Genomic DNA, 25,448 nt, shown 5'->3' on the forward strand with positions numbered 1-25,448 from the left:
CTTACAGAGGGGAAGGAACCGTAAGTCCTTCACCTGAAGACCTATCCCCGCACCTCCACCCCCACCTCCTTCGCCGCATCCACCAGTATCTGCGCCGCCTCATCCAGATCATCCACCGTGTGCTCGCTGCTCACGCTGATGCGCAAACGCGCATCGCCGACAGCGACGCCGGGGAACACCACGGTCTGGCAATACATGCCGCGTGCACGCGCCGCGCGTCCAAATTCCAGCGTCTTGCGATCATCGCCGACCACCACCGGGATGATCGCGCTGGCGGAATGCTCAAGGTCGAACCCGGCTTTCAGCAAATGGCCGCGCAAGTGATGGACGTTGCGCCACAGCATGCTGATGCGCTGCGGCTCGCGCTCCATCACGTCGATCGCGGCGATCAGGCCGGCCGCGACCGCCGCCGGGATAGTGGCTGCAAACACATAGGAATGCGAATAGAAACGCAGGTAATCGACCACCTCCTCGTCGCCGCAAACGAAGCCGCCGACGCCAGCCAAGGTCTTGCTCATGGTGCCGACTTCCAGGTCCACCGCGCCCTTCATGCCGAAATGCTCGGTGGTGCCCGAACCGGTGCGGCCGAGCACACCGGTGGAATGCGCATCGTCAACCAAGACCCGCGCACCGTATTGCTTCGCCAGCGCGACCAGGCGCGGCAAGTCGACCACATCGCCGTGCATGCTGAACACGCCGTCGGTGACGATCAGCTTGCCGCCGTCGTGGTCGGCATATTTCTGTAGAATTTTTTCCAGTCCGTCCAGGTCGTGCGGATAAATCTTGCGCGCTGCGCCGGCCAGCTTGCAGCCGTCCTGGATGCTCATGTGGTTCAGCGCATCGGTAAAGATCAGATCGTTCTGCCCGGCCAGCGCGGAAATGCATCCCAGGTTGGCGGAATAGCCGGACGGGTAGACGATACATGCCTGCCTGCCCTTCAGCTTCGCCAGCCGCCGCTCCAGTTCCATGTGCAGCACATTGGTGCCTCCGATCAGGCGGCAGCCGGTATTAGTGGCACCGTATTCGCGCACGCCCTTGACGATCGCCTCGATCACTTCCGGATGATTCGCCAGGCCCAGGTAATTGTTCGACGCAAACATCAGGAATTCCCGGCGCTTGCCGCTGACCTCGTCGTAGATCACCGCACGGTTGCTGCAGCGCGATTCCAGCGGCATGCCGTACCAGTACAACTGTTCTTGCTGCTTGCGCTGATAGAACGTATTGAACTCGCGGGCCTTATGGAACAGGTCGCGATGCGGGATGTTGACGAAATCCTTCATCGTACGAGCGTCGTCCGCTGTCGGCTCTGCCGCCACGGAAAGAGCGCTGGCGTCAGCATGGCCGAGGTTGTCGATGAACTCTGACCACTTCTTTTCTTTCGTCGCCGGCGGCACTGCAATTGCCGGAGCTGCCGGTTCCAGCATTTCCAGGTGCACGAGAGGCCGCAGATGCGCGATGACCTGTGCAATGCTGGTCAACCCTGTGGGAAAGGTGACGGCGGCAATCCCAAGCAACTTGGGAAGCTCGGACAGCACGGCTGCCTGAGTAACGGAGTCGATGCCGAGATCACTCTCCAGCTCGGCATCCAGCACGAGCTCGCTCGGCTTGTAACCGGTGTGCCGGCTGTAGGCGGCGATTACCGCCGTCGTCAGCGCATCGGCTGCGTGCTCCGGCACGCAGGGTCGCTGCGGCAAGGCAAGCATCTTTCCGTCCTGTTCCAGGCATTGCCCGATATGCGCCAGCACGAGCGCAATCGTGCTGGTGTGTTGCGGATTTTGCCGGCTGGACAGGCCGAGCGCCTTGTAAAGCTCCGCAAGGGTTGTGGCCAGCGTCACCGAGTCGATGCCGAGATCGCTCTCGAAATCGGCATCCGGCACGAGGTCGGCGCGTGCGTAGCCGGTGTGGGTTTGGAACATGTCCAGCACATACGCCTGCAGTCCTGCGTCCGGCGTTGCGATGTGGTCGATTACCTGTACGTTCATCATGCTACCCCCGCTGCCTGTGCCAGTGCCGGCCGGCTTTCGCTTTGCAGGCGCTCGACCAGATCCAGCATGTGCTGCACCGATTTGAAATTGCTCGGGACGACCGCCTTCAGCGGCACCGTCACGCCGGCTTCCCGCCGCAGCAAGTCGACCAGATCGAACAACGCACTGGAATCGATGATGTTCAATTCCAGCAAGGGCGTGTCCAACGCAAACTGCTGGCACTCGCCGCCGAGGTAGTTCTCCGCGATATACGCGAGAAGCTTGTTTCCTAACATAGTGTCCTCTCGTTAGATGATGTTTTCAGGTTTCTGACTGCCGCGCTCATTTCCGCTTTTCGCCGATGAACAAGGTGCGTGGCCCCGGTATCGCCTGCACCCTTGCATTGACGAAGCCCGCTTCTGTGAAGCGTTGCAGGTATTGCGCGCAGGTCGATTCGATGCCGCCGTCAGTGGACACCAGCATGTTGATCGACAGCAGCGACGTGAACAGTGGGCCGCTTTCGTCATCGGCCAACGGTGTCTCGCTGGCGACGAAGGTGCCGCCCGGCGGCAGCGCCTCGTGGATGTGACGCAGGATCTGCATCTGGATGTCCGGCGCATAGTCGTGCAGCATCCAGCCGAGATGAATCAGGTCGTGTTCCCCCTTGGGGATGGTGCCGCTGATGACGTCGCCCGCCACGATCTTGATGCGGTCGGCATAACCGTTCTCGGCGATCTTGTCGCGCACGAAGCTAGTCGCCTGCGGCAGTTCGCAGACGCTAAGGCCAAGCTGTGGATAGCGCGCAGCCACAGCCATCGGCAAGGTGCCGATGCCGCTGCCGATATCCATGAATTTCCTGTAGCCGGAAAAATCGAATCCCTGCAGCATGCCCTCGATAAAGGGTTTCGCGAAAATGCCGAGGAATTCCTGGAAATCAACTACATCCTGCGGGTTCTGGTACAGGATGCTGAACCAGCTGCGGTCATCACCGAAAGCCGCCTGACGCTGATCCTTGTCGTCACGCACCCCTTGCGCCGTATGTGACCACAGCGGATACAGGAAGGTATCGATATGGCGACCGAGCCAGCCCAGCCATTGCGCTGAACCACTCACCATGTATTCGCTCGCAGCCTTAGTGAGGTAGAAATGATCCTCCTCCTTCGCCAGTAGGCCGATGGCAGTCAACGCGATCAGCAGGCGCTTGCCGGATTGCAGCGGAATGTTGCGGTGCTCGCAAATGGCTTCTGCCGTTGCCGGGCCTTGCTCCAGCGCGTCGAAGACTTTAAGTTCCAGGGCGGAAGTAATCGTCTTGGTCTTGAAAAATCCCATCATCAAGTCAACGATCTGCTCTTTATTCATTTCCATGTTACGGTTCCCATTAATTTAAAAAAGTGGACATTTCTTCGCAGACGGTCGCGAACGAACGAACGAAGTGATCGATTTCTTCCCGGCTGATCACCAGCGGCGGCTGGATGCGGATCACGGTCGAACTATTGGCCGTGACGAAGGTGAGGATGCCGTGGTCATTGCTGAGCTTGGTGACGAAGCGCATGCAGAACATCTCGGCCAGCGACTCTTCCATCTTGCTCATCGCATCGGCCAGGTGCTGCTTCACTTCATCGGGGAAGAAACGGTAGGTCAGGTGCCAGTCGCCCGGCAGGCGCGTGCCGAATTCGCGTGCGCAGGCTTCCACCGCGCCCGCGAAATCGTTGTCGAGCTGGATGCCGAGCATCAGGCCGCGCCCGCGCACTTCGGCGATGAACGGATAGTGCTCGGTGGCTTTTTCCAGCTCCGCCTTGAAGTAGGTGCCGAGTTCGTCCGCGCGTTCGGCCAGACCCTGCTGATGCAGGCCGTCGAGCGCGGCCAGGCCGGCGACCGCGGCGATGTTGCAGCCACCGAAGGTGGATGTGTGCAGCAGGAAACGGCCCATGGTGCCGTAGGCGGCATCCCATACCTGCGCGGTGCTGAGCGTGGCGCCGATCGGGATCAAGCCGCCCGACAGCGATTTCGCCAGCACCATAATGTCCGGCTCAAGTCCTTCCCACTCGCTGGCGAACATGCGGCCGGTGCGTCCCAGCCCGGTCTGGATCTCGTCGACGATCAACAGCGTGCCGGTCTGACGGCAGATCTCCTGCGCCGCCGCCAGGTAACCGGCCGGCGGCATCTTGACGCCACCCTCGCCCTGGATCGGTTCGACAATGTAGGCCGCCACCTCTTCGGATATCAATTCGCTCCGCAATGCCTCGAGATCGCCGAAGGCCACTCCGACACAGCCCGGCACCAGCGGCCGGAAATGCTTCTTGTGCTTTTCGCGGCCTGTCACCGACAACGCGCCCAGCGTCTTGCCGTGGTAACTGTTTTCCGCGTACACGAAGCGTGTGCGGCCGGTGGCAGCACGCGCCAGTTTCAGCGCCGCCTCCACCGCTTCGGTGCCGGAGTTGCTGAAGAACACACGCTCGAATTCGCCGGGCGCAATCGCGCACAAGCGCTCGGCCAGCTTTGCGGTCTCCTGCGGCAACGACACGTATTGCACGAAGTTGGGCGTCGAATCGGTCAGGAACTTCCGGATCGCATCGGTCACGATGCTCGGATTGTGGCCGAGGTTCAGGCAACCGTAACCGGACACCATGTCGAGGAATTGTCGGCCTTCGGTGTCGGTAAGCGTGCATTGCTCGGCGCGATCGAACACATGATCGCAGCGCTGCATGCCGAGGAAGTCGGCCATCATTGGATTGATGTGGCTGCGGTAGCGCTGCAGCGTCTGTGTACGACGCTGTTCGCCGCCATCCGCTTGTGCCGGAGCGGACTCCTGCCGCCGGTGATAACGACGCAGGCCGCTGATGATTTTCTCATTGATGCGCTCACCCCAGGACGCCAGCGGGAATGCGTAAAAGCCGTGGCGCTCAGCCAGCGCACCAATCTCCAGCACCTTTTCCGGCTCCAGCGTTCGCCCGATGGAAAAGCACTCGGCGCGCCCTTCCAAGGCCAGCACCATGGTCTCGGTCAGGCAGCCGTTGATCTGCTGCTTGATCGCCATGTTCAATGATTCCCCGCCCAGCTTCACCTGCGGCGACGCGGTCATGCAGCCGCCGTCGATCACCAGCGTGTCGGTACGTGGCGGCGTGCTGCGGACCGCATCGCGCGGCAACGCAATATCGACCACGATCGAACCCGGCAGCAGGCGCGCCTCGTCGATCACGTCGCCGGACGAGGTAGCCGATGCGAAGATGCGGTTGTTCACATAGCAGTCGTCGATGCTGTCGCGCAGCGTCACCTGCGCATGCCATTTCGCCGGCAGGTGTTCCAGCAATTCGTCCGGACTGGCGCTGCCGCTGCGGTACAACAGGTCGAGGCGACAGCCTTGCGCCAGCAGCAGTTTCGCCAGAGACAGGCAGATCGAGCCGGGGTAACCGACAATCGCCACCCGTGCCTCCTGCGGGCGCAGTTGCAGCCATTCGAACACCTGCAGCAGGGCCTTGTAACCGGCATAGGTAGTGAGCGAATTGCCGCTAGTGACCGGCAGGCTGGCGCGCTCGGCGGTGACCAAGCCGCGCTTGCCGATGATGGACGTGAAGCCTCCGAGGCCGACTAGTTGTGCGCCCTGTTTGCCCAGCGTATCGATGCCTTCGAAGATGCGTTCCTGCACCTCGCGCGCCGATGCCAGCATCTCATCAGCGGTCAGCGGCAGGTAGTGCACGATGCCTTCGCAGGTGGCGCCGGCGGCGGAACGGATCTGGCCGAAGTCGACGAAGGGAACCATGTTTTCGCGGCGCCACAAGTCACGTTGGTAGCCGCTTTGCAGGTCTTTCGATTGACGCTGCAGCAGGTCGAGCATCTTCACGTAACGCTTGAGTCCGACCGACGTCGGATGTGCGATGAATCCAAATTTCATTGTTTCTCCTGATACTTGTTTCTTATGGGGATCATTAAAGTTAGCCGCCGTCACTACTTATCCCCTCCTCCTGGCAGGGAAAAGGAGCCCGTCCGAGCACGAGCTATCTGTCGTCACACGATCAACGGCACATCGTCCGCCACGGCAGCCGGCTCAATCTGCATCTCATCGCGCTGCCATCCCGTCGCCGTCGCCAAGCTTATCCCGTCGCCTTCGTTGTTATGCCCAACCACCACGGAGAACAGATTGATGCGCCCCGGCTTCTGCAGCGCCTCGGCCAGCATGTCGGCGTCGAAGCTGTCGAGCGTGCGCGCGCAGACCTGCAGACCGCAGATGTCTTCTTCCCAGTCCGCGGACATCAGGTTCACCAGACGCATCTGGCGCGAGGTGCGGTTGAACAGGATGCGCTCCTGGTAGGTGTTGATCACCGAGTGGCCGCCGTTCATAAAGTAGAAGACGGTGAAGTTTTTACGCATGCGGTCCGGATAATTCAGCGCGTTCTCGATAAAGCTCGGCAGAATTTCGGGCACGAGGCCCTTGGCGCCGTCGCCGATGAAGGCGACAACGTTGGTGCCGCTGGTGTACGCGACGCTCAGCGTGGCCTGCAGCGCATCACCCATCAGCGCCCGTCCGTACCAACCGGAAAAGCCGCGCCGGGTGCGCGCGACATTGCGGACCGCCGACATGCCGCAGCGGCCGACGTCGTACAGGCCGGTGTAGTCGTAAGCGCGCTCGACGATCAGCTTTTCCACCAGTTGATTCAGGCGCGCGAAAAAATAGTTCGGGCTCATCGGTGTCGCCGGCAGTTTGCTTGCCACATCCGACGGCGTGTCCGGCACCGACGCCATCAGTCGGCAGCGGCGTTCGCGCAAGGCCGGCGACACGTCGAGGTGGCGGTCCACATGGCGCAGGAAGCTACGGTAGTCCATCACCAGCCCATGGTCGGTAAAGGGTGAAATGTGCGCGGCGTTGCGGGTCAGTTGCACGATTCTCAGCTTGCGCTTCAACCGGCCTTCCGAAAACGGCGTACTGACCTGCCCAAGCTTGCTTTTCATGAAGAACAGGCATTGCTGCGACTGCGGATTGAGCTTGTCCCTGGTATGCAAGTAGTTGTACACGCGCGGGCTGTAGCCGTACACCGCCAGCGTGCCGATGTAATTTGGAATACGCTTGCCGTCGCGGTACTTCGGCACCGAACCGGGATGGGTGAGGGAGTCGGTCAGCGCGATGCCGGCACGCTCGGCGATCGACAAGGTCAACGCCAGTTCTTCCTCATCCATCGGCCCGCATTGCCACAGCAGCCGTTCCGGCCCTTGGTTGATGATCTGCATCACGTCCTGCAAAACATCCTGCACCGCCTCGTCGGGCGCTGCCGTGCACTCGTTGACCACAGGAGCAAACAGAGCCGGATCCAGTTCGTCGCCGGCGTCGAGCACTGCCTGCGTCGCCAACAGCACCACCGGCCCCTGCCCTGCGTCGTACAGCGCCACCGCGCGTCGAAGATCTTCAGCGATATTGTCGACGTCTTCCATGTACACATAAGGAATGCCGCGCGCCTGCAGCACCGCACGCGTATCCTCCTCGCTAGAAATCGTGCCCTGGAACGCAAACCACTGGCTGGCACGGTTTTCCGCGCATACGATGAAGCCCTTGGCGCGCGCCTCGCGCAGGTTGGCGAGCGTACCCCGGAATTCGTCGATCATGCCGCTGGTAACGATCACTGCGAACGGCTTCTTGTAAAGCTGCCAGTTGGCCATCGCGCCGCAAGCCAGGCTGTGTTCGCTCGGTCCACGTAGCACCAGCGCGCCAAGCCGGTTCGCTTCCACTTCAAAATAATTGATCAGATTGGACACCAGCGAACCGGTGAAGTAAAAACCGAGCCAGTCACTGCAGGCGCGCCCGGACAGGAAGCCGGTCAGGAAGCAGGCCAGCGTATTCCTGCGCAGGCCGCGTGTGTCGGTCTTGGCGCGGCGATTGACATAACTGAGTTCGAGGAAATCCATCCACAGGCAGAGCAACTCCGTCTGCAGCACCGCCCTTTCGGACGGCAGGATGCATTCGATGTATTCCATCGGCTGGTAGCGGATGCGGTTCTCGTGCGGCGAGGTGAATACCGCCGTCGAAAACGAAGAGCAGAATGCCGGCACCGCCGCCTCTTGCAGGCGCGCGTGGAAGCTAGCAAGCTGCTCGTCGATTTCTTGCGGGCTGATGCCATCGTACAGCGGATCGGCGTAATCGATGAACAGCATGCAAATCTGGAAGCCGCCCTGCGTGGGCGCGGCGGTAATTTTGTCGAACGCCGCCTCCAGACTGTCGGCTTGGATCACCTTGATCGCCAAGCGTTCCTGGCGCGCGGCGAGGAAGCGCACCGCCTTGTCGCACGCTTCGAGATATACCGGGTTCGACACCGACTGTGCTGGTGCATAGTCGATGTCGGCATCAATTTCCACGTGCTGGAATACTTCGCCGCGCACATCGTTCAACACACTGAGACCGGTTTCAAAGAACTCGCGGCGGCGCGTGACAACAACCACGCCTATAGCCGTCATATCCATATTTTTGTCCTTTAGTGGAAAATTGAAATCTGCGGAGATAACTACCGAATGTTTATGCGATCACTCTCTGCTCGACCAGCGGTTCGTCGGTATCGGCAACGCGTTCCTCGATGCGCACCACGCCGCCGTCACCGTCGAGGTAGATCAGGTCGCCGGTGCGTATGGTCTGCGTCGCCTGCTTCGCATTGACGACCGCCGGAATACCGAACTCCCGCGACACGATGGAGCTGTGCGACAAGGCCGAGCCGATGTCTGCGACCACCCCGGCCGCCAGCACGAACAGCGGCGTCCACGATGCATCGGTAAAGCGTGCCACCAGAATTTCGCCCTGGCGGAATTCGCCCGCCTGGCGGTTGAGGTCGGTGATCACGCGGGCGCGCCCCACCGCCACGCCGGGGCTGGCGCCGAGGCCATGCAGCAGGTCGCCCTGCGCCGCGTCCAGCAACACCTGATCGTCGCGGTGCGGCACATGGCCGCCGATCAGCGCCATTGGCGGTTCCTTCAGGCGCTCGTTCAGCAGATGCTGCTGACGGTTGCGCGCAATCAGTTGCGGAGAAAATGCCTGCTGCGCCGTTTTGCGCCCGGCCACGTAATCGCGCAATTCGTTGAAATCGATGTACGGCAGGTCCTGTATGCCAGACACACCCTCCGCCTCGGCGCGGCGCAGCACCTCGACGATGATTTTGCGGTAGAACCAGGTCTCGGCGATGAGGGTCGGACGCGTCGCTTCGCGCCGTTCCGCCATCTTCGCGTAGGCGGCGATCACGAAGCGGAATGTCATCCTTGCCTTGAACGGCAGTTTGTCCAGCAACTGCCGCGTGTCTTCTTCGCGCGCCTTGTCTATCGTCGCCAGACGCGATTCAAGCTGCACATCGCTGGTCAGGTACAGACGGATGATTTGCAGCAGATAGGTCGGATCGTCGTTCCAGCGCGGAATGCTGAGTTCGAATTCCTGGCGACCACGCGAACCGAAGTCCGCGAGGAAGGCGCCAAAATTCTCGTCCCAGAAACGGCGGCCCTCTGCATGCTGCTGCAAGCTATCCGCCAACTGCTCCAGCGGCGTCTCCAGGAACAGTGTGCGCAGCACCGGCGAGCGGTCGACGCGCGCTGCTAGTTCGCACACGCCACGCGTCACCTCGATGGTACGCAGGTTGTTCATCGATGCCTTGATGCGGTTCTGCAGCCCTTTTCCTTCGTTCCCCAGCCACTTCTCGCACAGCTCCGCCAGCGCATCGTACAGCGCGAAGGATTGCAGGAAGAACGGCATGTAGGCAGCACAGGATTCGAGGAAGTAGCGATCGATGCGCTGCAGTTCGGCATTGAGCTGCGGCAGGCTCATCTTCTCGAGATCCAGCTTGCGGAAGCGCTCGGTTTCGCGCTGGCGCAAGGCGATCATCTTGTTCACCGTGCCGCTAGCGGTCGACATATTATGCACCTGGCATACCAGCCAGTAGAGGCTGCTCTTGAAGAATTGGAACCCAGACACCGGTTTGCCGTAGGGATTTTTGTAGTGCGTGAAGTCGACGTCGGGGGTCGCGTAGCGCCGCGTGAACTTCATCGGCTCGTGCGTGGGAGGGCATTGCGTCAGCAGCCGCGCCGATGCGGAGATGTTCAGGTACACATAACCCTGCAGGTAGCCGACGTAATACTGCGAACTGCCGATGTCGAGCAAGCCCATGGTCTTCACTGCCGGGCCGTGCACGTGGTGCTGGTAGAAGCGGGTGAAGGACAGTCCGAGCGGCGTCATCAGCCCGGTCAGGATTTCGCCGGTGTCCATGCGCGAAAACATAGTGTTGTCGCGCACCTGCTGATTGGTTTCCTGCTCGTCGCCGTACAGCTTACCGGCGATGGAAGCAGTCACCGTGATCGGCCGTGCCTGCAGTATCCAGATACTGTCATCCTTCAGTGCCCACTCGATATCCAGTTCGCAGCCGTAATGGCGGCGAATGCGTGCGGCACAGGCCGCCAGTTCGGATGCCTGCATATCGCTCAGGCTCGGCTGATCGACGAATTGCGGCGGTACCTCCTGCATCGCGACGCCATCTGCAGTGCGCGCACACATCACCGGCTTCGCCCGGACAATACGTTCCATCAGCGCATGACTGTCGCTGTCCACCACATAGGTATCGGTGCTCGCCTGGCCCGACACCACGCCCTCGCCCAATCCCCAGCAAGATTCGATCACCGTGCGTCCGGCATCGCCGCTGATCGGGTCGGCGGTGAACAACACGCCGGCAGCATCGGCAACGATCATCTGCTGGATCACCACCGCAATGCCGCCGTCGGCCCGGTTGCGCCCCTGGTAGGCATGCGCGCGTTCGTTCCACAGCGACGCCCAGCAACGCTTCACGCAATCAAGCAGCGCGGTCTCGCCCTCCACGTGCAGGAAGGTGTCGTACTGGCCTGCAAATGATTGTGCATCGCCGTCTTCATTGACGGCGGAGGATCGCACCGCGACCCGGCCGCTACCGAGTTCGCGATAGGCAGCGACGATCGCATCCTGCAGCGCGGGCGGCAACGGCGCTTGCGCAATGCGTGCGCGGATGTCGGCGGAGGTGTCGCGGTCGACCTTGTCCATGCCGTCGATCCAGGCCGCCAATCCGGATGCCTGCAAAAAAGCATGACAGGCATCGACCGTCACGCAATATGCGCGTGGCACCGGGAAGCCGGCGCCGATCAATGTATTGAGCGAGTTAGCCTTGCCGCCGAAACGCTGCACGCCGGTCGCAGGGTTGCCGGTAATTTCCATCACATGCAGGCCGGAACGCAGTGCTTGCACCACCATCGTATCCGCCGCCGTACGCTGCAGGTATGCCTGCGCCTGTTGTGCCGCATTGAACCCTGCGCTCACTGCGCTCTCCAGGTTGCCGATGCCGACGCTGTCCTGGTTCGCAAAGGAAACCCCACCCACCGGCTGCGACGCCCGCACAAACAAGTCGGCTTTAATTTGCCCGCGCGTAGCGACCACCAACGCACGCGGCCAACGCCAGATCCGGATGTCTTCCACCTCGTCAGTGGATAGTCCCTTCGCCTGCAGCATTTCCGACACTTCTTGCAAGGTCACCTGCTGCAGCTGCGCAAAATCTGTCTTGCCGAGTTTGCCCTGGTTGAGCCGTTCCGCCACCGGCTTCAGCAAGGTCAGCACACCGGCTTTCTTACCGTTGTCGCGGTCCAGCCAGTTGGCGACCACGCACACGCTGCTGCGGCACCAGGCCAGCGGCGCAGCGGCGGCGGTATCTCCTTCGATCACATAGCCGCCGAAGTATTCAGTCCAGGCAGCGTTGCGCAGGTAGACGTTCGCGATGCAGTAGTCGCGGTGCTGGATCTGACGTATCGCATGCTGCTGCTGCGCCGGCAAACCGGAGACCGCATCCAGTGCGGCATGCTTGGGCGCGGCCCACACTACCGCGCCGGCGCTAACCTCGCTCTGCACGCCGCGACGTTCAAAGGTGATGCGGTAACGTTCGCCATCACGCGCAACCGTCTGCACGCGCGCACCGACTGCAATATGGCAGTTGCCACGCTCGCGCAACGCCGCCTGCAGACGTTCGCTGAGATAACCGTTCCCGCCGGGGAAGGTCACCAGCGTGCCATACAAGTAGCCGACCAGGAAGTGCAGCCCGACATAGGCGGACACATCCGCCGCCGACAGACATTCCACTTTCAGGGTCGTCTCGACCGCATCGCGCACCAGCGGGCCGAACTTCGCATCCGGCACCAGCGCCGTTGACAGCCGCGAACGCACTTTCTCATCGAACAATAGTTCGGCCAGCGAAATCGAGTCGAACTGTTCCATCTCCTCGCGCGTCCAGCCGCATCCGGGTTGCCACGGTACCGCCGGATACTTGCCGCCATCCTTGCGGAAGCGCTGCAGGTAGGCATATAGTTCCGCAAACACCGGATCGCCCAGCTTCTTCGGCGCCGCGATGAATTTCTTGCCGCGCAATGCGGCGCCGAGCAGGTTGCATGTCAGTCCATACATCGCCGGGTTCAGCAACTCCTTCGGCTGCTTCAGCAGCCCCAGCGTGACCTCCCCCAGACGGCGCAGCAGATGGCGTGTGTTGAACAGCACGAATTGACTGTTGCCGGTGGAGCGCCATGCATCGGACAAGCCGAGCCCGCTCAGCAATTGCGCCGTGTCCGAACCGGGCACCGGCTCCTGGAAGCAGCTGCCTGCTGTGGCGAAGCGTAGTTCACCGCGCTGCCCGCTGCGCGCCGCGCCGCCCACCGTGGACTCCCGCTCCAGCACCAGCACGCTATGGCCAGCAAGCTTCCAGGCTGCCACGAGGCCGGACAGCCCGCCGCCGACCACCACCACGTCGCAAGCGCCGACCGCTTCGCCTTCCCGCACACCGCTATCGTCCGCAACGGGAATGTCCGCTACACCTTTTTCATAATCCTTGCTGGGGAACTTTTTCTGCGTTGCCATTTTCTGTCTCTACCTTTTCCCGGGTTGAACAGCTGCCTTCCAAAAGCCAGCTTTGCAGGACCGTTGGATTACAACTAGCCACGGACAAGCTATGTGTACGGCGCGTATGCGAAACCGAATGATTCGGGCTAACGCAGCCCCATGTGCCGTGCGATGAACTCGCGCTGTATTTCATTGGTGCCGGAGAAGATGCGCGCCGGCAGTGCATCCAGCAGCAAGCGATCGATGCCGGTCTCGCTGCAGACACCGGCGCCACCAAAGATCTGTACCGCGTCCAGCCCACATTGCACCGCGCACTCGGACACCCACAGCTTACTTTGTGCGATCGCCTCTTCATGCGGCAGGCCCTGGTCATAGAGCCAGCCGGCGCGGTACAGCAGCAGGCGCGATGTTTCCAGGCGCAGCTTGAAGTCGACCAGCCGGTCCGACACCGCCTGGTTGTGTCCTATCGGACGGCCGAACTGCTTACGTTCGCGCGCGTGCGTGACGCATTGCTGAAGCACGCGCTCCATCGCGCCGACATAGGCGGCAAACAGGCAGCCGCGCTCCCAGATCATGGAGTCATGGAAGATGGTCGCGCCCGCGCCTTCGTCGCCCACGCGCGCCCATACGGGTACTCTGCAGTCTTCCAAATGGACGCTGCCCCAGGGCGAGGTGCACAGGCCCGACTTGCGCTCACCGGTAGTCACTGTGAGGCCATGCGTTCCGCGCGGGATCAAAAAGGCGCTGATGCCGAAATAGGATTGGTGCTCATCGGTCTTCGCATACAGCAGGAAGACATCGGCCACCGGCGCATTGGTGACGAAACATTTTTCGCCGTTGAGAATGTAGTGCTCGCCGTCGCGCCGCGCGCTGCTGCGCATTGCGAATACGTCGGAACCGGAGCCGGGCTCGGTGATCGCATTGGCGGCAATCAGGCTGCCTTTCGCCATACCAGACAGGTAGCGCTCGTGCAGCTCGCGCGAACCATGGCGCCACAGCGGCACAGCGCAAGCGAACATGTGTGCACACAAGGAGAACACCAGCCCCATGTCGACGCAACCCTGGCCGAGCGCCTCCACCGCGAGCATGGTATCGAGCGCACCAAAGCCGGAACCGCCCCACTCTTCAGGCAACGGCAAACCGGCCAGGCCGATCTCTGACGCCTGCGTCCACTTGTTGCGGTCGAAATGGGAAGACGCGATGCGTTCGCTGGCCGAGGCGGACAACACTTCGCGGGCAAAACGATGGATGTGTGAGACAGCTTCTTGCTGCTCGCTGCTGAGACGAAAATCCATGCATCAACCCTATATTTGGTGCAGCGGCAATAGCGGCTGCAAATGTTTTTATTGGAAGCTCCCTTGGCAATGCATCATCACGCCTGCACGATCCGTACCGCTACAATTGCACTGTGCTACTGCCTAAGAGCCTGTTCGAGATCTTTTAACCTAGAGACGGCAGTTGACCGCTCAATTTCGTCTGGAGATCCGCATGAGCATTGACTTTCGCTGCTTCGATACCGTTCACCAGTTGGGTGAGAGCGCTACAGGGTCGATTGCACACTTTTTCGGCTCCCTGGCTGCGTTGTTCGTCGTAGCAGAACGGGCCACACAAACAAGGCGCAACGCCGTAGCGCGCCCATCAGGTGCGTCAAAATCGGGAAGTTAATTCCGACCATATCCTAAGGCGCCGCAAAAACTAGATTAACGACATGGCGCAACATTATGTTGATAATTATCAAACTAAATGAAGATGTAAAGAAATTGGGCGTGGTTCAAAAACGGTCATTTTTAGGTAACAGATGCCGAGCGTATTCCTTCCACTTAAGCAATGGAATTTCAGCATTCCGGAAGTGAGTCCAGGAGGCGAGATGCCTCCGGTTGATCAGGCTCGCTGTGGCTGAAGCGGTCCCAGGCCAGGGAGCGTGAGCCAGTGGGAATGGTCTTGGCCGGTCATCAGCTGGGCCGGGCTTTTACCGACTCGCTGCGAGACACGGCTTCGAAGGTACTGGCCGTTCAGTCAGGCCGCTGCCGCCTTGCGGTTCCGACGGCTGTCGAAGCTGTACGAGCATGCCAGCGTCGTCATCACCACCAACCTGAGCTTCGCTGAATGGTCGAACGTGTTCGGCGACGCAAGATGACCATGGCGTTACTCGACCGGCTCGCCCGCCACTGTCACATCGTGGAGAAGGACAACGAGTCGTACCGTTTCCAGCACAGCAGCATGGCGGCTAAGGGGAGAATCAAGGTACGAGAGAACAAAAGCAAGTCTGGTGACTGGGCTCCAGATGACCATGGATCGGAAGGTAAACAAGGAAAAATTACATAGCAGGATAAATCGTTTATATCGTTAATTTACGCAAGGAAGAAGAAGAGGAATTCGTTCCGGGCTACGCCCTCCACGAATTACCCTTCTTTATTTGGTGCACTTATCCACAACTGCTACTCAAAAACGCAACGCCCCTCCCTGGGTATTTCTTCATTCAGAACGGTGGTCATTATTGGGTCGGCGCCAACAAACACGTCACCCAAAAGACGTGAGTAAACGCGAAAACGCCACAGTATTTACAAGGGTAGGTGCGGAAATTTGCCAGCCATGTCGAGTTCAGGCCGGGCGACGCACAGGCAAAACTTGTGTTGAAGCGCTGGGGGCCAACCTCCCTCCGACCATCCAAGGAGTGAATTCGCTTGTCTGTTTGAGGCGATCATTCAAGAATATATTGAAATTTCACATCAAAGAGAAGCTCAGAAAAGTCGCTGTTCAAGAATTTATGCCTTGCCCGCGACCGGGGTGGGAGCGGTAAGCCCTTGATTTCCAGGGACCATTATTCAAGTTTCTTTTCCGACGTAACAGTCATGCGCGCAGCGCGGGACGCCGCCCGGCACGCCGAACACAGGCATTGTACGCTCCGTGCAGGCGTTGGCGGCACGACCTTCTGGCGCCGGACCTGCGGCGCAGAGTGAACCAGAATGCGTTTCAGCCCCCATTTTGCGCAGTTCATCGCATTTCCACTCAACAAGCGTGTCGGATTTGCTACCTTGTCATCGACAGCACGGCAGCCGCGGCGCGGCAGCCGGCTTTTTCTTGTCCTGAACTACAACAATCATAAAGGAAACACCATGCGTACCTTGCTGGCCCTGTGCTGTGCCGTTGCCCTTGGCGGTTGCGCCATCGTCATCAACCCCAACGATGGCGAAGTGCGCTATGCCGACTCGGGTGGCAATGCCATCCTGGGCAACGAGCAAGTGAGCCGCGACGTGCGCCAGGTCAGCAATATCAACACGCTCGACATCGACAGCATGAAGCGCATCGATATGAAGATCGACGTGCGCGTCGGGCCGGCAACATCGCTGGTGATCGAAGCGGACAGCAATCTGCAGCCGCGTATCCATAGCGAGGTGAGCGGCAATACCCTGCGCATCTGGAGCGATACGAACATTCGCAGCAGCAATGGCATCCACGTCATTTATACGACGCCGCAATTGAAGAAGATCAATATTTCCGGCTCTGGTCGCCTGGTGGTCAGCGGCCTCAATGGCGAAGATTTCAGCCTGGAGCAGCGCGGTTCGATGAAGAGCGAATTGTCAGGCACGGTGGGACGCTTCGACGTGGCCAACAACGGCTCGGGCAGCATCAACGCGGCGGCCCTCGCCAGCGGCAACACGGACGCGGTGCAGAACGGTTCAGGCAACATCCAGTTGGGCAACCTGCGCGGCGAACGCATCAACGTGGCCGTCAACGGCTCGGGCAGCATCAGCGCCAGCGGCGCCGTACAGCGCCTCGACGCCAACGTGAATGGCTCGGGCGATATCAACCTGGCGGCCCTGCGCAGCGACGTTGCTTATTTGGCGAGCAACGGTTCCGGCGACATCGACGTCACCGTCCAGAATGAAGTCAATGCCCGCGCCAGCGGTTCCGGCCGCATCACCGTGCATGGCGATCCGGCCCGCCGTACTTTGTCCGGCAAGCGCGTCAGCATCTTGCGCTAGACGCGCCTCTGGCGACGCACGGGGGCCGGCTTGCTATACTGTCGGCCCCTGTCCCTTTTCACTCATCGCCATGCCGTCCCCCGCCGTTTCCCTGGCATGCCGCCCATCCTGCGGCGCCTGCTGCACCGCACCGTCCATCACCAGCCCGATTCCTGGCATGCCGGATGGAAAGCCTGCAGGCGTGCGCTGCGTGCAACTGGCCGACGACAACCGCTGCAATATCTTTGGCCGCCCGGAGCGGCCCGCGTTTTGCGGTGGCTTGCAGCCATCCGAGGAGATGTGCGGCGACAGCCGCGAACATGCGGTGCGCTGGTTGGCAGAGCTGGAACGGCTGACGGCGCCCGGAGCAGTTACCCCTGCCACCTTTACCGCTTAGCGGCCGTCTTCGGCTGCTGCCGATACTTCCTCCGCGTCGCGCAGGCGCTTGTATTCCAACAACATGGCAAGGCCCATATAAATCAGCAGCAGGAACAGGGAATCGCGCGCGTCGCGCCAGTCCAGCGTGCTGTGGCGCATCCAGTGCATGACATTTAAAAACAATAGCGCACCCAGCATTCCCCATCCATGGCGACCCATGGGCCGGCCCAACAGGGTTGTCAGCAACGAGGTACGTGACAGCATAGTGTTCCTTTACTCATTCTGTTTTTTTACAACACTAGCAGAAATTATGTCTTTCCAGCAATGCCTGCTCAGATAAGACATCCGGCTTGACTCTGATTGCACGTTTGCGTATATTTATGCGCATTCGTGCACGTTTCAGAAATATACCCATGTCCGCCACCCTGCTCCTCAAACAACGCCACGCGCTGATCCAACAACAATTGCAGGCCGACGGCAGGGTGCTGGCGCTGGACCTGGCGCGCCAGCTCGACGTGTCCGAAGATACGATACGGCGCGACCTGCGCGAGATGGCGGCGGCCGGCCTGTGCCAGCGCGTGTATGGCGGCGCCCTGCCGCTGGCGCCCGACGGCGGCAGCTTGACGCAACGCAAGCAGGAAGCGCCGGAACGCAAGGCGCGCCTGGCGCAGGCCGCCGTTTCCCTCGTGCGCGCGGGCCAGGTGCTGTTTCTCGATGCGGGGTCGACCAATCTTGCCATCGCCAGCGCCTTGCCAGAGTTGGCGCTCACTGTCATCACTAATGCGCCCTCGATTGCCTTGGCGCTCATGGAACGCCCGGAAATCGAACTGATCATGGCTGGCGGCAGGGTCGACCGCCGTGCCGGCGCCAGCCTGGGCCCGCAGGCGCTACGCACCGTCGAACGCATGCATCCCGACTTGTGCTTTCTCGGTGCCTGCGGCGCCGATGCGGACGCAGGCGTGACGGCGTTCAATTACGACGAGGCCGAGTTCAAGCGCAGCATCGCCGGCGCCAGCAAGGCCGTCATCGTCGCCGTCACCAGCGACAAGCTGGGCACGGCCGCGCCCTTCGGCGTGCTGGCCACGGGCTTGCTGCAGCATCTGGTGCTGGAAGCCGATGCCGATGCGGCCCACGTGGCTGCCTTTGAACGGCTGGGCGTGCAAGTGCTGCGCGCCCGCGCCTGATTTTATCCACCCCGACTCTAGAAAAGCTCCCCCATGCATCTCACCGGCACCCTGCAACAACGCGCCACGCGCCTGGTCTTCTTCGCTGCCGGCCTCGGCATGGCCGCCTGGGCTCCGCTGGTTCCCTACGCCAAGTCACGCCTGGGCCTCGATGAAGCGACTCTCGGCATTTTGCTGCTATGCCTGGGCGCCGGCTCGCTATGCGCGATGCCGTTTACGGGCATGCTCTCCGCCCGCTTCGGCTGCCGCAAGGTCATCATCGGCGCCGGCCTGCTGCTGATCGCCGTGCTGCCCGGCCTCGCGCTGGCCGCCACGCCGCCGCAACTGGGCCTGGTGCTGCTGGTGTTCGGCGCGGCCATGGGCACCTTTGACGTGGCCATCAACATCCAGGCCGTGATCATCGAAAAGGCCAACGGCGGCGCCATGATGTCGGGCTTTCATGCGCTATTCAGCGTGGGCGGCTTTGCCGGCGCGGCTTGTATGGCCTTGCTGCTGTGGCTGGGCCTGACACCTGCCTGGTCCTGCGTGGTGGTGATGCTGCTGCTGTGTGGCGTGCTGGGCGCGGCGCAAGGCCATCTGTTGCCGACAGCGTCCGCCTCCGGCGAAAAGACGCCGCTGTTCGTCATGCCGCATGGCGCCGTCATTTTCATCGGCCTGTTGTGCTTTATCGTTTTCCTGGCCGAAGGCGCCATTCTCGACTGGAGCGCCCTGTTCCTCACCACCACGCGCGGCGTGGAAGAAGCCAAGGGCGGCCTCGGCTACGCTGCCTTCGCCATTGCCATGACGGTGGGCCGCTTCACGGGTGATAAGGTGGTCAGCCGTTTTGGCGGAAAGCGTGTGCTTACTTTCGGCGGCTTGTGCGCAGCGGCAGGCTTCTTCCTGGCCGTGCTAGCCCCGCACACCAGCCTGGCAATGCTTGGCTTCGTGCTGATCGGCCTGGGCGCGGCGAACATCGTGCCCATCCTGTTCACGGCGGCGGGCCAGCAACATGCCATGCCGGCCAGCCTGGCGGTGGCGGCCATCACCACCATCGGCTACGCGGGCATCCTGGCCGGCCCGGCCGTGATCGGCTTCATCGCCCACGCCACCAGCCTGAACATCGCCTTCGCCATGCTGGGCGCCGCCCTGCTGCTGGTGGCGGCCAGCGCGCGCCTGGTGGCGCCGGCAAAACAGGCTGCTTGAACCCTCCCCTTGCCTGGCGGGCAGCGGCAAAAAACCGCTGCCCGCCAGCGCCCAAATCGGCTCGATGTGCCTCCGGCATGGTAAGCTTCGACCCCGCGCACATTGCTGGCGCCACGCACTCACCCCATCCTGTCACTTATACCCTTTTATACATCTATGGATCTCATTCTTGCTTTAAAAGCCATCATCATGGGGCTGGTCGAAGGTTTTACCGAATTCTTGCCGATTTCGTCCACCGGACATTTGATCCTGGCCGGCAGCCTGCTCGACTTTACCAAAGATGTATCGAAAGAAGTCATGGACGTCTTCGAGATTGCCATCCAGGCCGGAGCCATCCTGGCCGTGTGCTGGGAATACCGCCAGCGCATCGGTAGCGTGCTGAGCACCTTCGGCAGCGAAGCCAAGTCGCGCAAGTTCGTACTGAACGTGGCCATCGCCTTCCTGCCCCTGGCCATCATCGGCCTGGCGATCGGCAAGATGATCAAGCATGCGCTGTTCAAGCCCGTGCCCGTGGCCATGGCCTTCATCATCGGCGGCATCGTGATTTTGCTGGTGGAGCGCCGTGCGCGCACCAATCCCGTCACCGTGCGCGTCAACTCGGTCGATGAAATGACGCCGTTCGACGCCTTGAAAGTGGGCTGCGCGCAGGCGTTCGCGCTGATTCCCGGCACCAGCCGTTCCGGCTCGACCATCATCGGCGGCATGCTGCTGGGCCTGTCGCGCAAGACGGCCACCGAATTCTCGTTCTTCCTGGCCATCCCGACGTTGCTGGCGGCCACCTTCTACTCGCTGTATAAAGCGCGCGACATCCTGTCGGCCACCGACGTGCCCCTGTTCGGTCTGGGCACCGTGGCCGCCTTCATTTCCGCCTTCCTGTGCGTGCGCTGGCTGCTGCGCTACATCAGTTCGCACGACTTCACGTTTTTTGCCTGGTACCGCATTGTGTTTGGCTTGCTGGTCCTGGCCAGCGCCCACTACGGCTGGGTTGTTTGGGCAGAATAAGGCATTATGAATCAAGATATTAACCAGCGCGCGCTGCACCTGCTGCAAACCGTTTTCGGCTACCCCGCCTTCCGCGGCCAGCAAGCCGATATCGTCGACCACGTCAGCCATGGCGGCGACGCGCTGGTGCTGATGCCCACGGGCGGCGGCAAGTCGCTGTGCTATCAGATTCCGGCACTGCTGCGCGACGGCGTGGGCGTCGTCGTCTCGCCGCTGATCGCGCTGATGCAGGACCAGGTGGACGCGCTGGAGGAAGTCGGCGTGCGCGCCGCCTTCCTCAATTCCACGCAAACCTACGAAGAAGCGAGCCGCATCGAGCGCCTGGTGCGCACGGGCGGCATCGACGTCGTCTACGTGGCGCCCGAGCGCCTGATGACGCAGCGTTGCCTGGACCTGTTCCAGGCCTCGAAGATCTCGCTGTTCGCCATCGACGAGGCGCATTGCGTGGCCCAATGGGGTCACGACTTCCGCCCCGAATACATCAAGCTGTCGGTGCTGCACGAGCAGTTCCCGGACGTGCCGCGCATCGCGCTCACGGCCACGGCCGACCCGCAGACGCGCGCCGAAATCGCGCTGCGTTTGCAGCTGGAAGACGCGCGCCAGTTCGTCTCGTCCTTCGACCGGCCGAACATCCGCTATCAAATCGTGGAAAAGGCGAACGGCCGCAAGCAGCTGCTCGACTTCATCAACACGGAACACGCGGGCGACTGCGGCATCGTCTACTGCCTGTCGCGCAAAAAGGTCGAAGAGACGGCGGAATTTTTGAACCAGAGCGGCATCCGCGCCCTGCCGTATCACGCCGGCATGGAGTATGCCAAGCGCAGCGCCAACCAGGCGCGCTTCCTGCGCGAAGAAAACATCGTCATGGTCGCCACCATCGCCTTCGGCATGGGTATCGACAAGCCCGACGTACGCTTCGTCGCGCATCTGGATCTGCCGAAAAGCATCGAGGGCTATTACCAGGAAACGGGCCGCGCGGGCCGCGACGGCATGGCCGCCAACGCCTGGATGGCGTACGGCTTGCAAGACGTGGTGCTGCAGCGGCGCATGATCGATGAATCGGAAGCGGAGGACACCTTCAAGCGCGTGCTGGGTGTGAAACTCGACGCCATGCTGGGCCTGTGCGAAACGCTCAGCTGCCGCCGCATGCGCCTGCTCGAATACTTCGGCGAACCGGCTTCGCCGTGCGGCAATTGCGACACCTGTTTGGTGCCGCCCGTGTCCTTCGATGGCACGGTGCCCGTGCAAAAACTGCTGTCGGCCATCTACCGCGTCGACCAGCGCTTCGCCGGCGGGCACGTGATCGACGTGCTGCGCGGCGTGGAATCGGAACGCATCAAGACCTGGCACCACGATACGCTGTCTGTCTTCGGCATCGGCTCGGACCTGGGCGAAGCGGAATGGAAAGCTATCCTGCGCCAAGCCATCGCGCTGGGCCTCGTGTCGGTCGACCATGAACAATACAGCTCGCTGAAACTGACGGACGCCTCGCGCCCCGTGCTCAAGGGCGGCCAAAAGGTGCAGCTGCGCCAGTACCAGAAACCGGTGAAAACCAGCAAGCGCAGCACCAGCGTGGCGAAAGGCTATGTCGAGACGGATCTGTCGACCAGCGAGCAGGCGATCTTCGACAAGCTGCGCTGGTGGCGCGTGGAGACGGCGCGCACGCACAACGTGCCGGCCTACGTGATTTTTGTCGACGCCACCCTGCGTGAAATCGCCAAGGCCAAACCCACCTCGCTGGAGCAGATGCGCGGCGTGAGCGGCGTGGGCGAGAAAAAACTGGCCTCGTACGGCGACGAAATCGTCGCCATGATCCTGGAGATGATTTGATGGAAGCACTCTCGTCCGACCTGATCTATCAGGCCGTGAAAATTCTCGGCGCCCAGCCCGACGCCGACGACGCGGTGGAAGCGCAAGTCCGTGCCCTGGTCGGCGACGACCTTACCATGCGCCGCCTGGCCGACGTAGTGCCGGAAGCCTTTGGCCTGGTGCTGGCGTCGCACCTTCCCGGCGCCGAAAACATGACCCTGCCCGACACCTTCCGCGCCCAGGACGAGGACGGCGAATGGGTGGAATTCCCCCTGCGCCGCGAACCGATCTTTGTCGTCGCCGCGGATATCGCCCAGCACACCTTCCACAACGGCCCGCGCGCGCTGATGCAAAACCTGGCCAGCCGCAGCTCTTTGCTGTCGGCCATCAACAAGGGCTTGAACGCGGGCGGCTCGCTCGATGGCACGACCCTGGGCCCTCCCTCCTTCTTCGGCCTGCCCACTGCCCTGTACCAGCCGGCGGCATCGCCCGAGACGCCCTGACCGCCTCACCTTGCCTTTGCCCTTGATAAGAGAACGGTCCCGCGATGGAAACCAAATGGCTGGAAGACTTCATTTCACTCGCTGAAACGCATAACTTCAGCCGTTCCGCGGCCCTGCGCCACGTGACCCAGCCGGCCTTCTCGCGGCGCATCCAGTCGCTGGAAAACTGGCTCGGCATCGACCTCGTCGACCGCACCTCCTACCCTACGCGATTGACGCCGGCCGGCGCCGTATTTTACGAGCAGGCGCTGGAAATGCTGGGGCAAATCAACGGCGTGCGCGCCCTGTTACGCGGCAAGCGGGCGGCCACGCAAACGAGCGTCGACTTCGCCGTGCCGCACACCCTGTCGCTGACCTTCATGCCGAAGTGGCTGACGGCGCTGGAAGAAGGTTTCGCGCCGATCAACAGCCGCCTGATGGCACTGAACGTGCACGACGCCGTGCTGCAGCTGGTCGATGGCGGCTGCGATCTGCTGCTGTGCTACCACCATCCGCGCCAACCGGTGCAGCTGGATCCGGGCCGCTATGACATGCTGGTGATGGGCCGCGAAACCCTGCGCGCCTATGCGCGCTGCGGCCAGGACAGGGTGCCGGACTTCGTCCTGCCGGGCAGCGCCAAAGAACCGCTGCCCTTCCTCTCCTACACCAACAACGCCTACCTGGGACGCATGGTGGAATTACTGGTGGCCGACGCCAAGGCGCCGCTGTTCCTGGAGACGTGCTACGAAACGGACATGGCCGAAGGCTTGAAAATGATGGCGCTGGAAGGCCGCGGCATCGCCTTCCTGCCCGAATCGGCCGTCATGCGCGACGTCAAATACAAGCATCTGGCGCGCGCCGACGGCGGCGCACCAGGCTGGGAAATCGAGCTGGAAATCCGTTTGTACCGCGAGCGCCCGTCAAGCCTGCGTCCCGGAAAGCAGATCGTCGAAAGCCTGTGGCAATACCTGGTACAGGCGCAGGAAGGCAAGGCGCGCGCCGGCAAGCGCCGCAAACGCGCCATCGAGACCGTCCCATCCTGACTGGCTATCCTGGCAACACAACTATGCAATAAATGCATAACCGGATGCGCACAAAGCATTGGCCGGGGCATGAGGCTATCGCCTACGATGCGGTTCCGCTGCGCGCAACTCAATTGGGTGCGCCTACCACAGCATTTTTGAATGCCAGGAAAAATCGTAGCGAGCGGCGATGATTTGTGGCCGAGAAGCGCAGCTGTACGAAGGTACAGCGAGCATCGCCGGCCGCAAAGCACGACGCGCAGTATATTTTTCGGCATTACACCACCGTTTTGTCCAGGAGCTTATCAAGCATGACCAGCAAGCACGCACTTCCTTCCTACCTCAATCCTGAAGACCTGGGCCCATGGGGCGTCTACCTCGAGCAGATCGACCGCGTTACGCCGTACCTGGGCAACCTGTCGCGCTGGGTGGAAACGCTGAAGCGTCCAAAGCGCATCCTGACGGTCGATGTGCCTATCGAGCGCGATGACGGCACCATTGCCCACTACGAAGGCTACCGCGTACAGCACAATCTGTCGCGCGGCCCGGGTAAAGGCGGCGTGCGCTTCCACCAGGACGTGACCCTGTCGGAAGTGATGGCTCTGTCGGCCTGGATGACGGTCAAGAATGCAGCCGTCAACGTGCCATACGGCGGCGCCAAGGGCGGTATCCGTGTCGATCCGAAGACCCTGTCGCGCAACGAACTGCAACGCCTGACCCGCCGCTACACGAGCGAGATCAGTATGATCATCGGACCGAACAAGGATATCCCGGCGCCGGACGTCAACACGAATGAACAAGTCATGGCGTGGATGATGGACAGCTACGCCATGATCGGCGGCAATATGTCGACCGGCGTGGTGACGGGCAAACCAATCTCGCTGGGCGGCAGCCTGGGTCGCCGCGATGCGACGGGCCGCGGCGTATTCGTCGTCGGTTGCGACGCGGCCGCCAAGGTCGGCATGTCGCTCGAAGGCGCGAAAGTCATCGTGCAAGGTTTCGGCAACGTGGGCGGCGTCGCTGCCCGCATGTTCGCAGAAGCCGGCTCGAAAGTGGTCGCGGTACAAGACCACAAGACCACCGTGGTGCATTCCGGCGGCTTGAACATCCCGCAATTGCTGGCACACGTGGCCGAAGTGGGCAGCGTCGAAGGCTTCCCTGGCGCCGAGGCGTTCGTGCCGCGCGAAGATTTCTGGGGCATCGATTGCGACATCCTGATCCCGGCCGCACTGGAACAGCAGATCACCGCCGAACGCGCACAAGTCATCCGCGCCAAGATCATCCTGGAAGGCGCCAATGGCCCGACCCTGCCGGCAGCGGACGACATCCTGACCGACCGCGGCGTGCTGATCGTACCGGACGTGCTGGCCAACGCTGGCGGCGTGACCGTCAGCTACTTCGAGTGGGCACAGAACTTCTCGAGCTTCTTCTGGACGGAAGAAGAAATCAACAGCCGCCTGACCCGCATCATGCGCGAAGCGTTCGATTCGGTATGGCAAGTGTCGCAAGAGAAGAAAGTGTCGATGCGTACCGCCACCTTTATCCTGGCGTGCACCCGTGTTCTCCAGGCTCGCGAAGTGCGCGGCTTGTATCCTTAATAGC

General features: G+C 61.6%; 17 protein-coding genes and 1 pseudogene. 10 read left to right on the forward strand and 8 right to left on the reverse strand.

From position 1 onward, the window contains the following. Positions 1-41: 41 nt before the first annotated feature. From ACQ4WY_RS12210 to pigA, 7 genes are all read right to left on the reverse strand, one after another. A complete protein-coding gene (locus tag ACQ4WY_RS12210) occupies positions 42-1,985 on the reverse strand; it encodes an aminotransferase class I/II-fold pyridoxal phosphate-dependent enzyme (protein ID WP_436504202.1) in 1,944 nt (647 codons plus the stop codon). Further along, positions 1,982-2,260 (reverse strand): hypothetical protein, encoded by a 279-nt coding sequence (locus ACQ4WY_RS12215; RefSeq protein ID WP_436504203.1) that lies wholly within the window; start codon positions 2,258-2,260, stop codon positions 1,982-1,984. Before ACQ4WY_RS12215 ends, ACQ4WY_RS12210 begins: the two co-directional genes overlap by 4 nt. Positions 2,261-2,306: 46 nt before the next feature. Further along, positions 2,307-3,329 (reverse strand): methyltransferase, encoded by a 1,023-nt coding sequence (locus ACQ4WY_RS12220; protein WP_436504204.1) that lies wholly within the window; start codon positions 3,327-3,329, stop codon positions 2,307-2,309. A 13-nt stretch (positions 3,330-3,342) separates the two neighbouring features. After that, positions 3,343-5,856 (reverse strand): prodigiosin MAP biosynthesis aminotransferase PigE, encoded by a 2,514-nt coding sequence (pigE, locus tag ACQ4WY_RS12225; protein WP_353659751.1) that lies wholly within the window; start codon positions 5,854-5,856, stop codon positions 3,343-3,345. 113 nt (positions 5,857-5,969) lie between these two features. After that, positions 5,970-8,411, reverse strand: coding sequence for a prodigiosin MAP biosynthesis protein PigD (pigD, locus tag ACQ4WY_RS12230; RefSeq protein ID WP_436504205.1), 2,442 nt, complete (start codon positions 8,409-8,411; stop codon positions 5,970-5,972). Positions 8,412-8,463: 52 nt separating this feature from the next. After that, positions 8,464-12,840 carry a prodigiosin ligase PigC gene (pigC, locus tag ACQ4WY_RS12235; protein ID WP_436504206.1) on the reverse strand — a complete coding sequence of 1,459 codons (4,377 nt, stop codon included), beginning with the start codon at positions 12,838-12,840 and terminating at the stop codon, positions 8,464-8,466. Between the two features lie 128 nt (positions 12,841-12,968). After that, positions 12,969-14,117, reverse strand: a complete 1,149-nt coding sequence (gene pigA / locus ACQ4WY_RS12240) for a prodigiosin MBC biosynthesis dehydrogenase PigA (RefSeq protein WP_436504207.1) — start codon at positions 14,115-14,117, stop codon at positions 12,969-12,971. Positions 14,118-14,824: 707 nt separating this feature from the next. On the opposite strand from pigA, the pseudogene ACQ4WY_RS12245 reads away from it, so the two are divergent. From ACQ4WY_RS12245 to ACQ4WY_RS12255, 3 genes and pseudogenes are all read left to right on the forward strand, one after another. Continuing rightward, a pseudogene (locus ACQ4WY_RS12245) lies at positions 14,825-15,147 on the forward strand (ATP-binding protein); the annotation flags it as partial. A gap of 791 nt (positions 15,148-15,938) precedes the next feature. Next, a complete protein-coding gene (locus ACQ4WY_RS12250) occupies positions 15,939-16,808 on the forward strand; it encodes a head GIN domain-containing protein (protein ID WP_436504208.1) in 870 nt (289 codons plus the stop codon). Between the two features lie 70 nt (positions 16,809-16,878). Then, positions 16,879-17,184, forward strand: coding sequence for a YkgJ family cysteine cluster protein (locus tag ACQ4WY_RS12255; protein ID WP_436504209.1), 306 nt, complete (start codon positions 16,879-16,881; stop codon positions 17,182-17,184). Here the strand turns inward: ACQ4WY_RS12255 and ACQ4WY_RS12260 are convergent. Continuing rightward, positions 17,181-17,429 (reverse strand): hypothetical protein, encoded by a 249-nt coding sequence (locus ACQ4WY_RS12260; protein WP_436504210.1) that lies wholly within the window; start codon positions 17,427-17,429, stop codon positions 17,181-17,183. The genes ACQ4WY_RS12255 and ACQ4WY_RS12260 overlap by 4 nt on opposite strands. 149 nt (positions 17,430-17,578) lie before the next feature. Between ACQ4WY_RS12260 and ACQ4WY_RS12265 the strand changes: the two genes are divergently transcribed. The 7 genes from ACQ4WY_RS12265 (at position 17,579) to ACQ4WY_RS12295 (ending at position 25,444) form a co-directional block, all read left to right on the forward strand. After that, a complete protein-coding gene (locus ACQ4WY_RS12265; RefSeq protein WP_436504211.1) occupies positions 17,579-18,349 on the forward strand; it encodes a DeoR/GlpR family DNA-binding transcription regulator in 771 nt (256 codons plus the stop codon). A gap of 33 nt (positions 18,350-18,382) precedes the next feature. Then, positions 18,383-19,531, forward strand: a complete 1,149-nt coding sequence (locus ACQ4WY_RS12270) for an MFS transporter (RefSeq protein ID WP_436504212.1) — start codon at positions 18,383-18,385, stop codon at positions 19,529-19,531. Positions 19,532-19,687: 156 nt separating this feature from the next. Beyond that, the gene (locus tag ACQ4WY_RS12275; protein WP_353659741.1) at positions 19,688-20,533 is read left to right on the forward strand and encodes an undecaprenyl-diphosphate phosphatase; all 846 of its coding nucleotides are present in this window, start codon (positions 19,688-19,690) and stop codon (positions 20,531-20,533) included. A 6-nt stretch (positions 20,534-20,539) separates the two neighbouring features. Beyond that, a complete protein-coding gene (recQ, locus tag ACQ4WY_RS12280; RefSeq protein ID WP_436504213.1) occupies positions 20,540-22,363 on the forward strand; it encodes a DNA helicase RecQ in 1,824 nt (607 codons plus the stop codon). Then, entirely contained in the window at positions 22,363-22,845 is a 483-nt protein-coding gene (locus ACQ4WY_RS12285) for a hypothetical protein (protein WP_436504214.1), read from the forward strand. The genes recQ and ACQ4WY_RS12285 overlap by 1 nt, the downstream gene beginning before the upstream one ends. A 44-nt stretch (positions 22,846-22,889) precedes the next feature. Beyond that, entirely contained in the window at positions 22,890-23,867 is a 978-nt protein-coding gene (locus ACQ4WY_RS12290) for a LysR family transcriptional regulator (RefSeq protein ID WP_436504215.1), read from the forward strand. 290 nt (positions 23,868-24,157) lie between these two features. Next, complete coding sequence (locus ACQ4WY_RS12295) at positions 24,158-25,444, forward strand: Glu/Leu/Phe/Val family dehydrogenase (protein WP_034745922.1); 1,287 nt, start codon at positions 24,158-24,160, stop codon at positions 25,442-25,444. Positions 25,445-25,448 lie beyond the last annotated feature (4 nt).

The sequence above is a fragment of the Janthinobacterium salmonicoloratum genome, assembly GCF_051380845.1.
Lineage (GTDB): Bacteria > Pseudomonadota > Gammaproteobacteria > Burkholderiales > Burkholderiaceae_D > Janthinobacterium > Janthinobacterium lividum_F.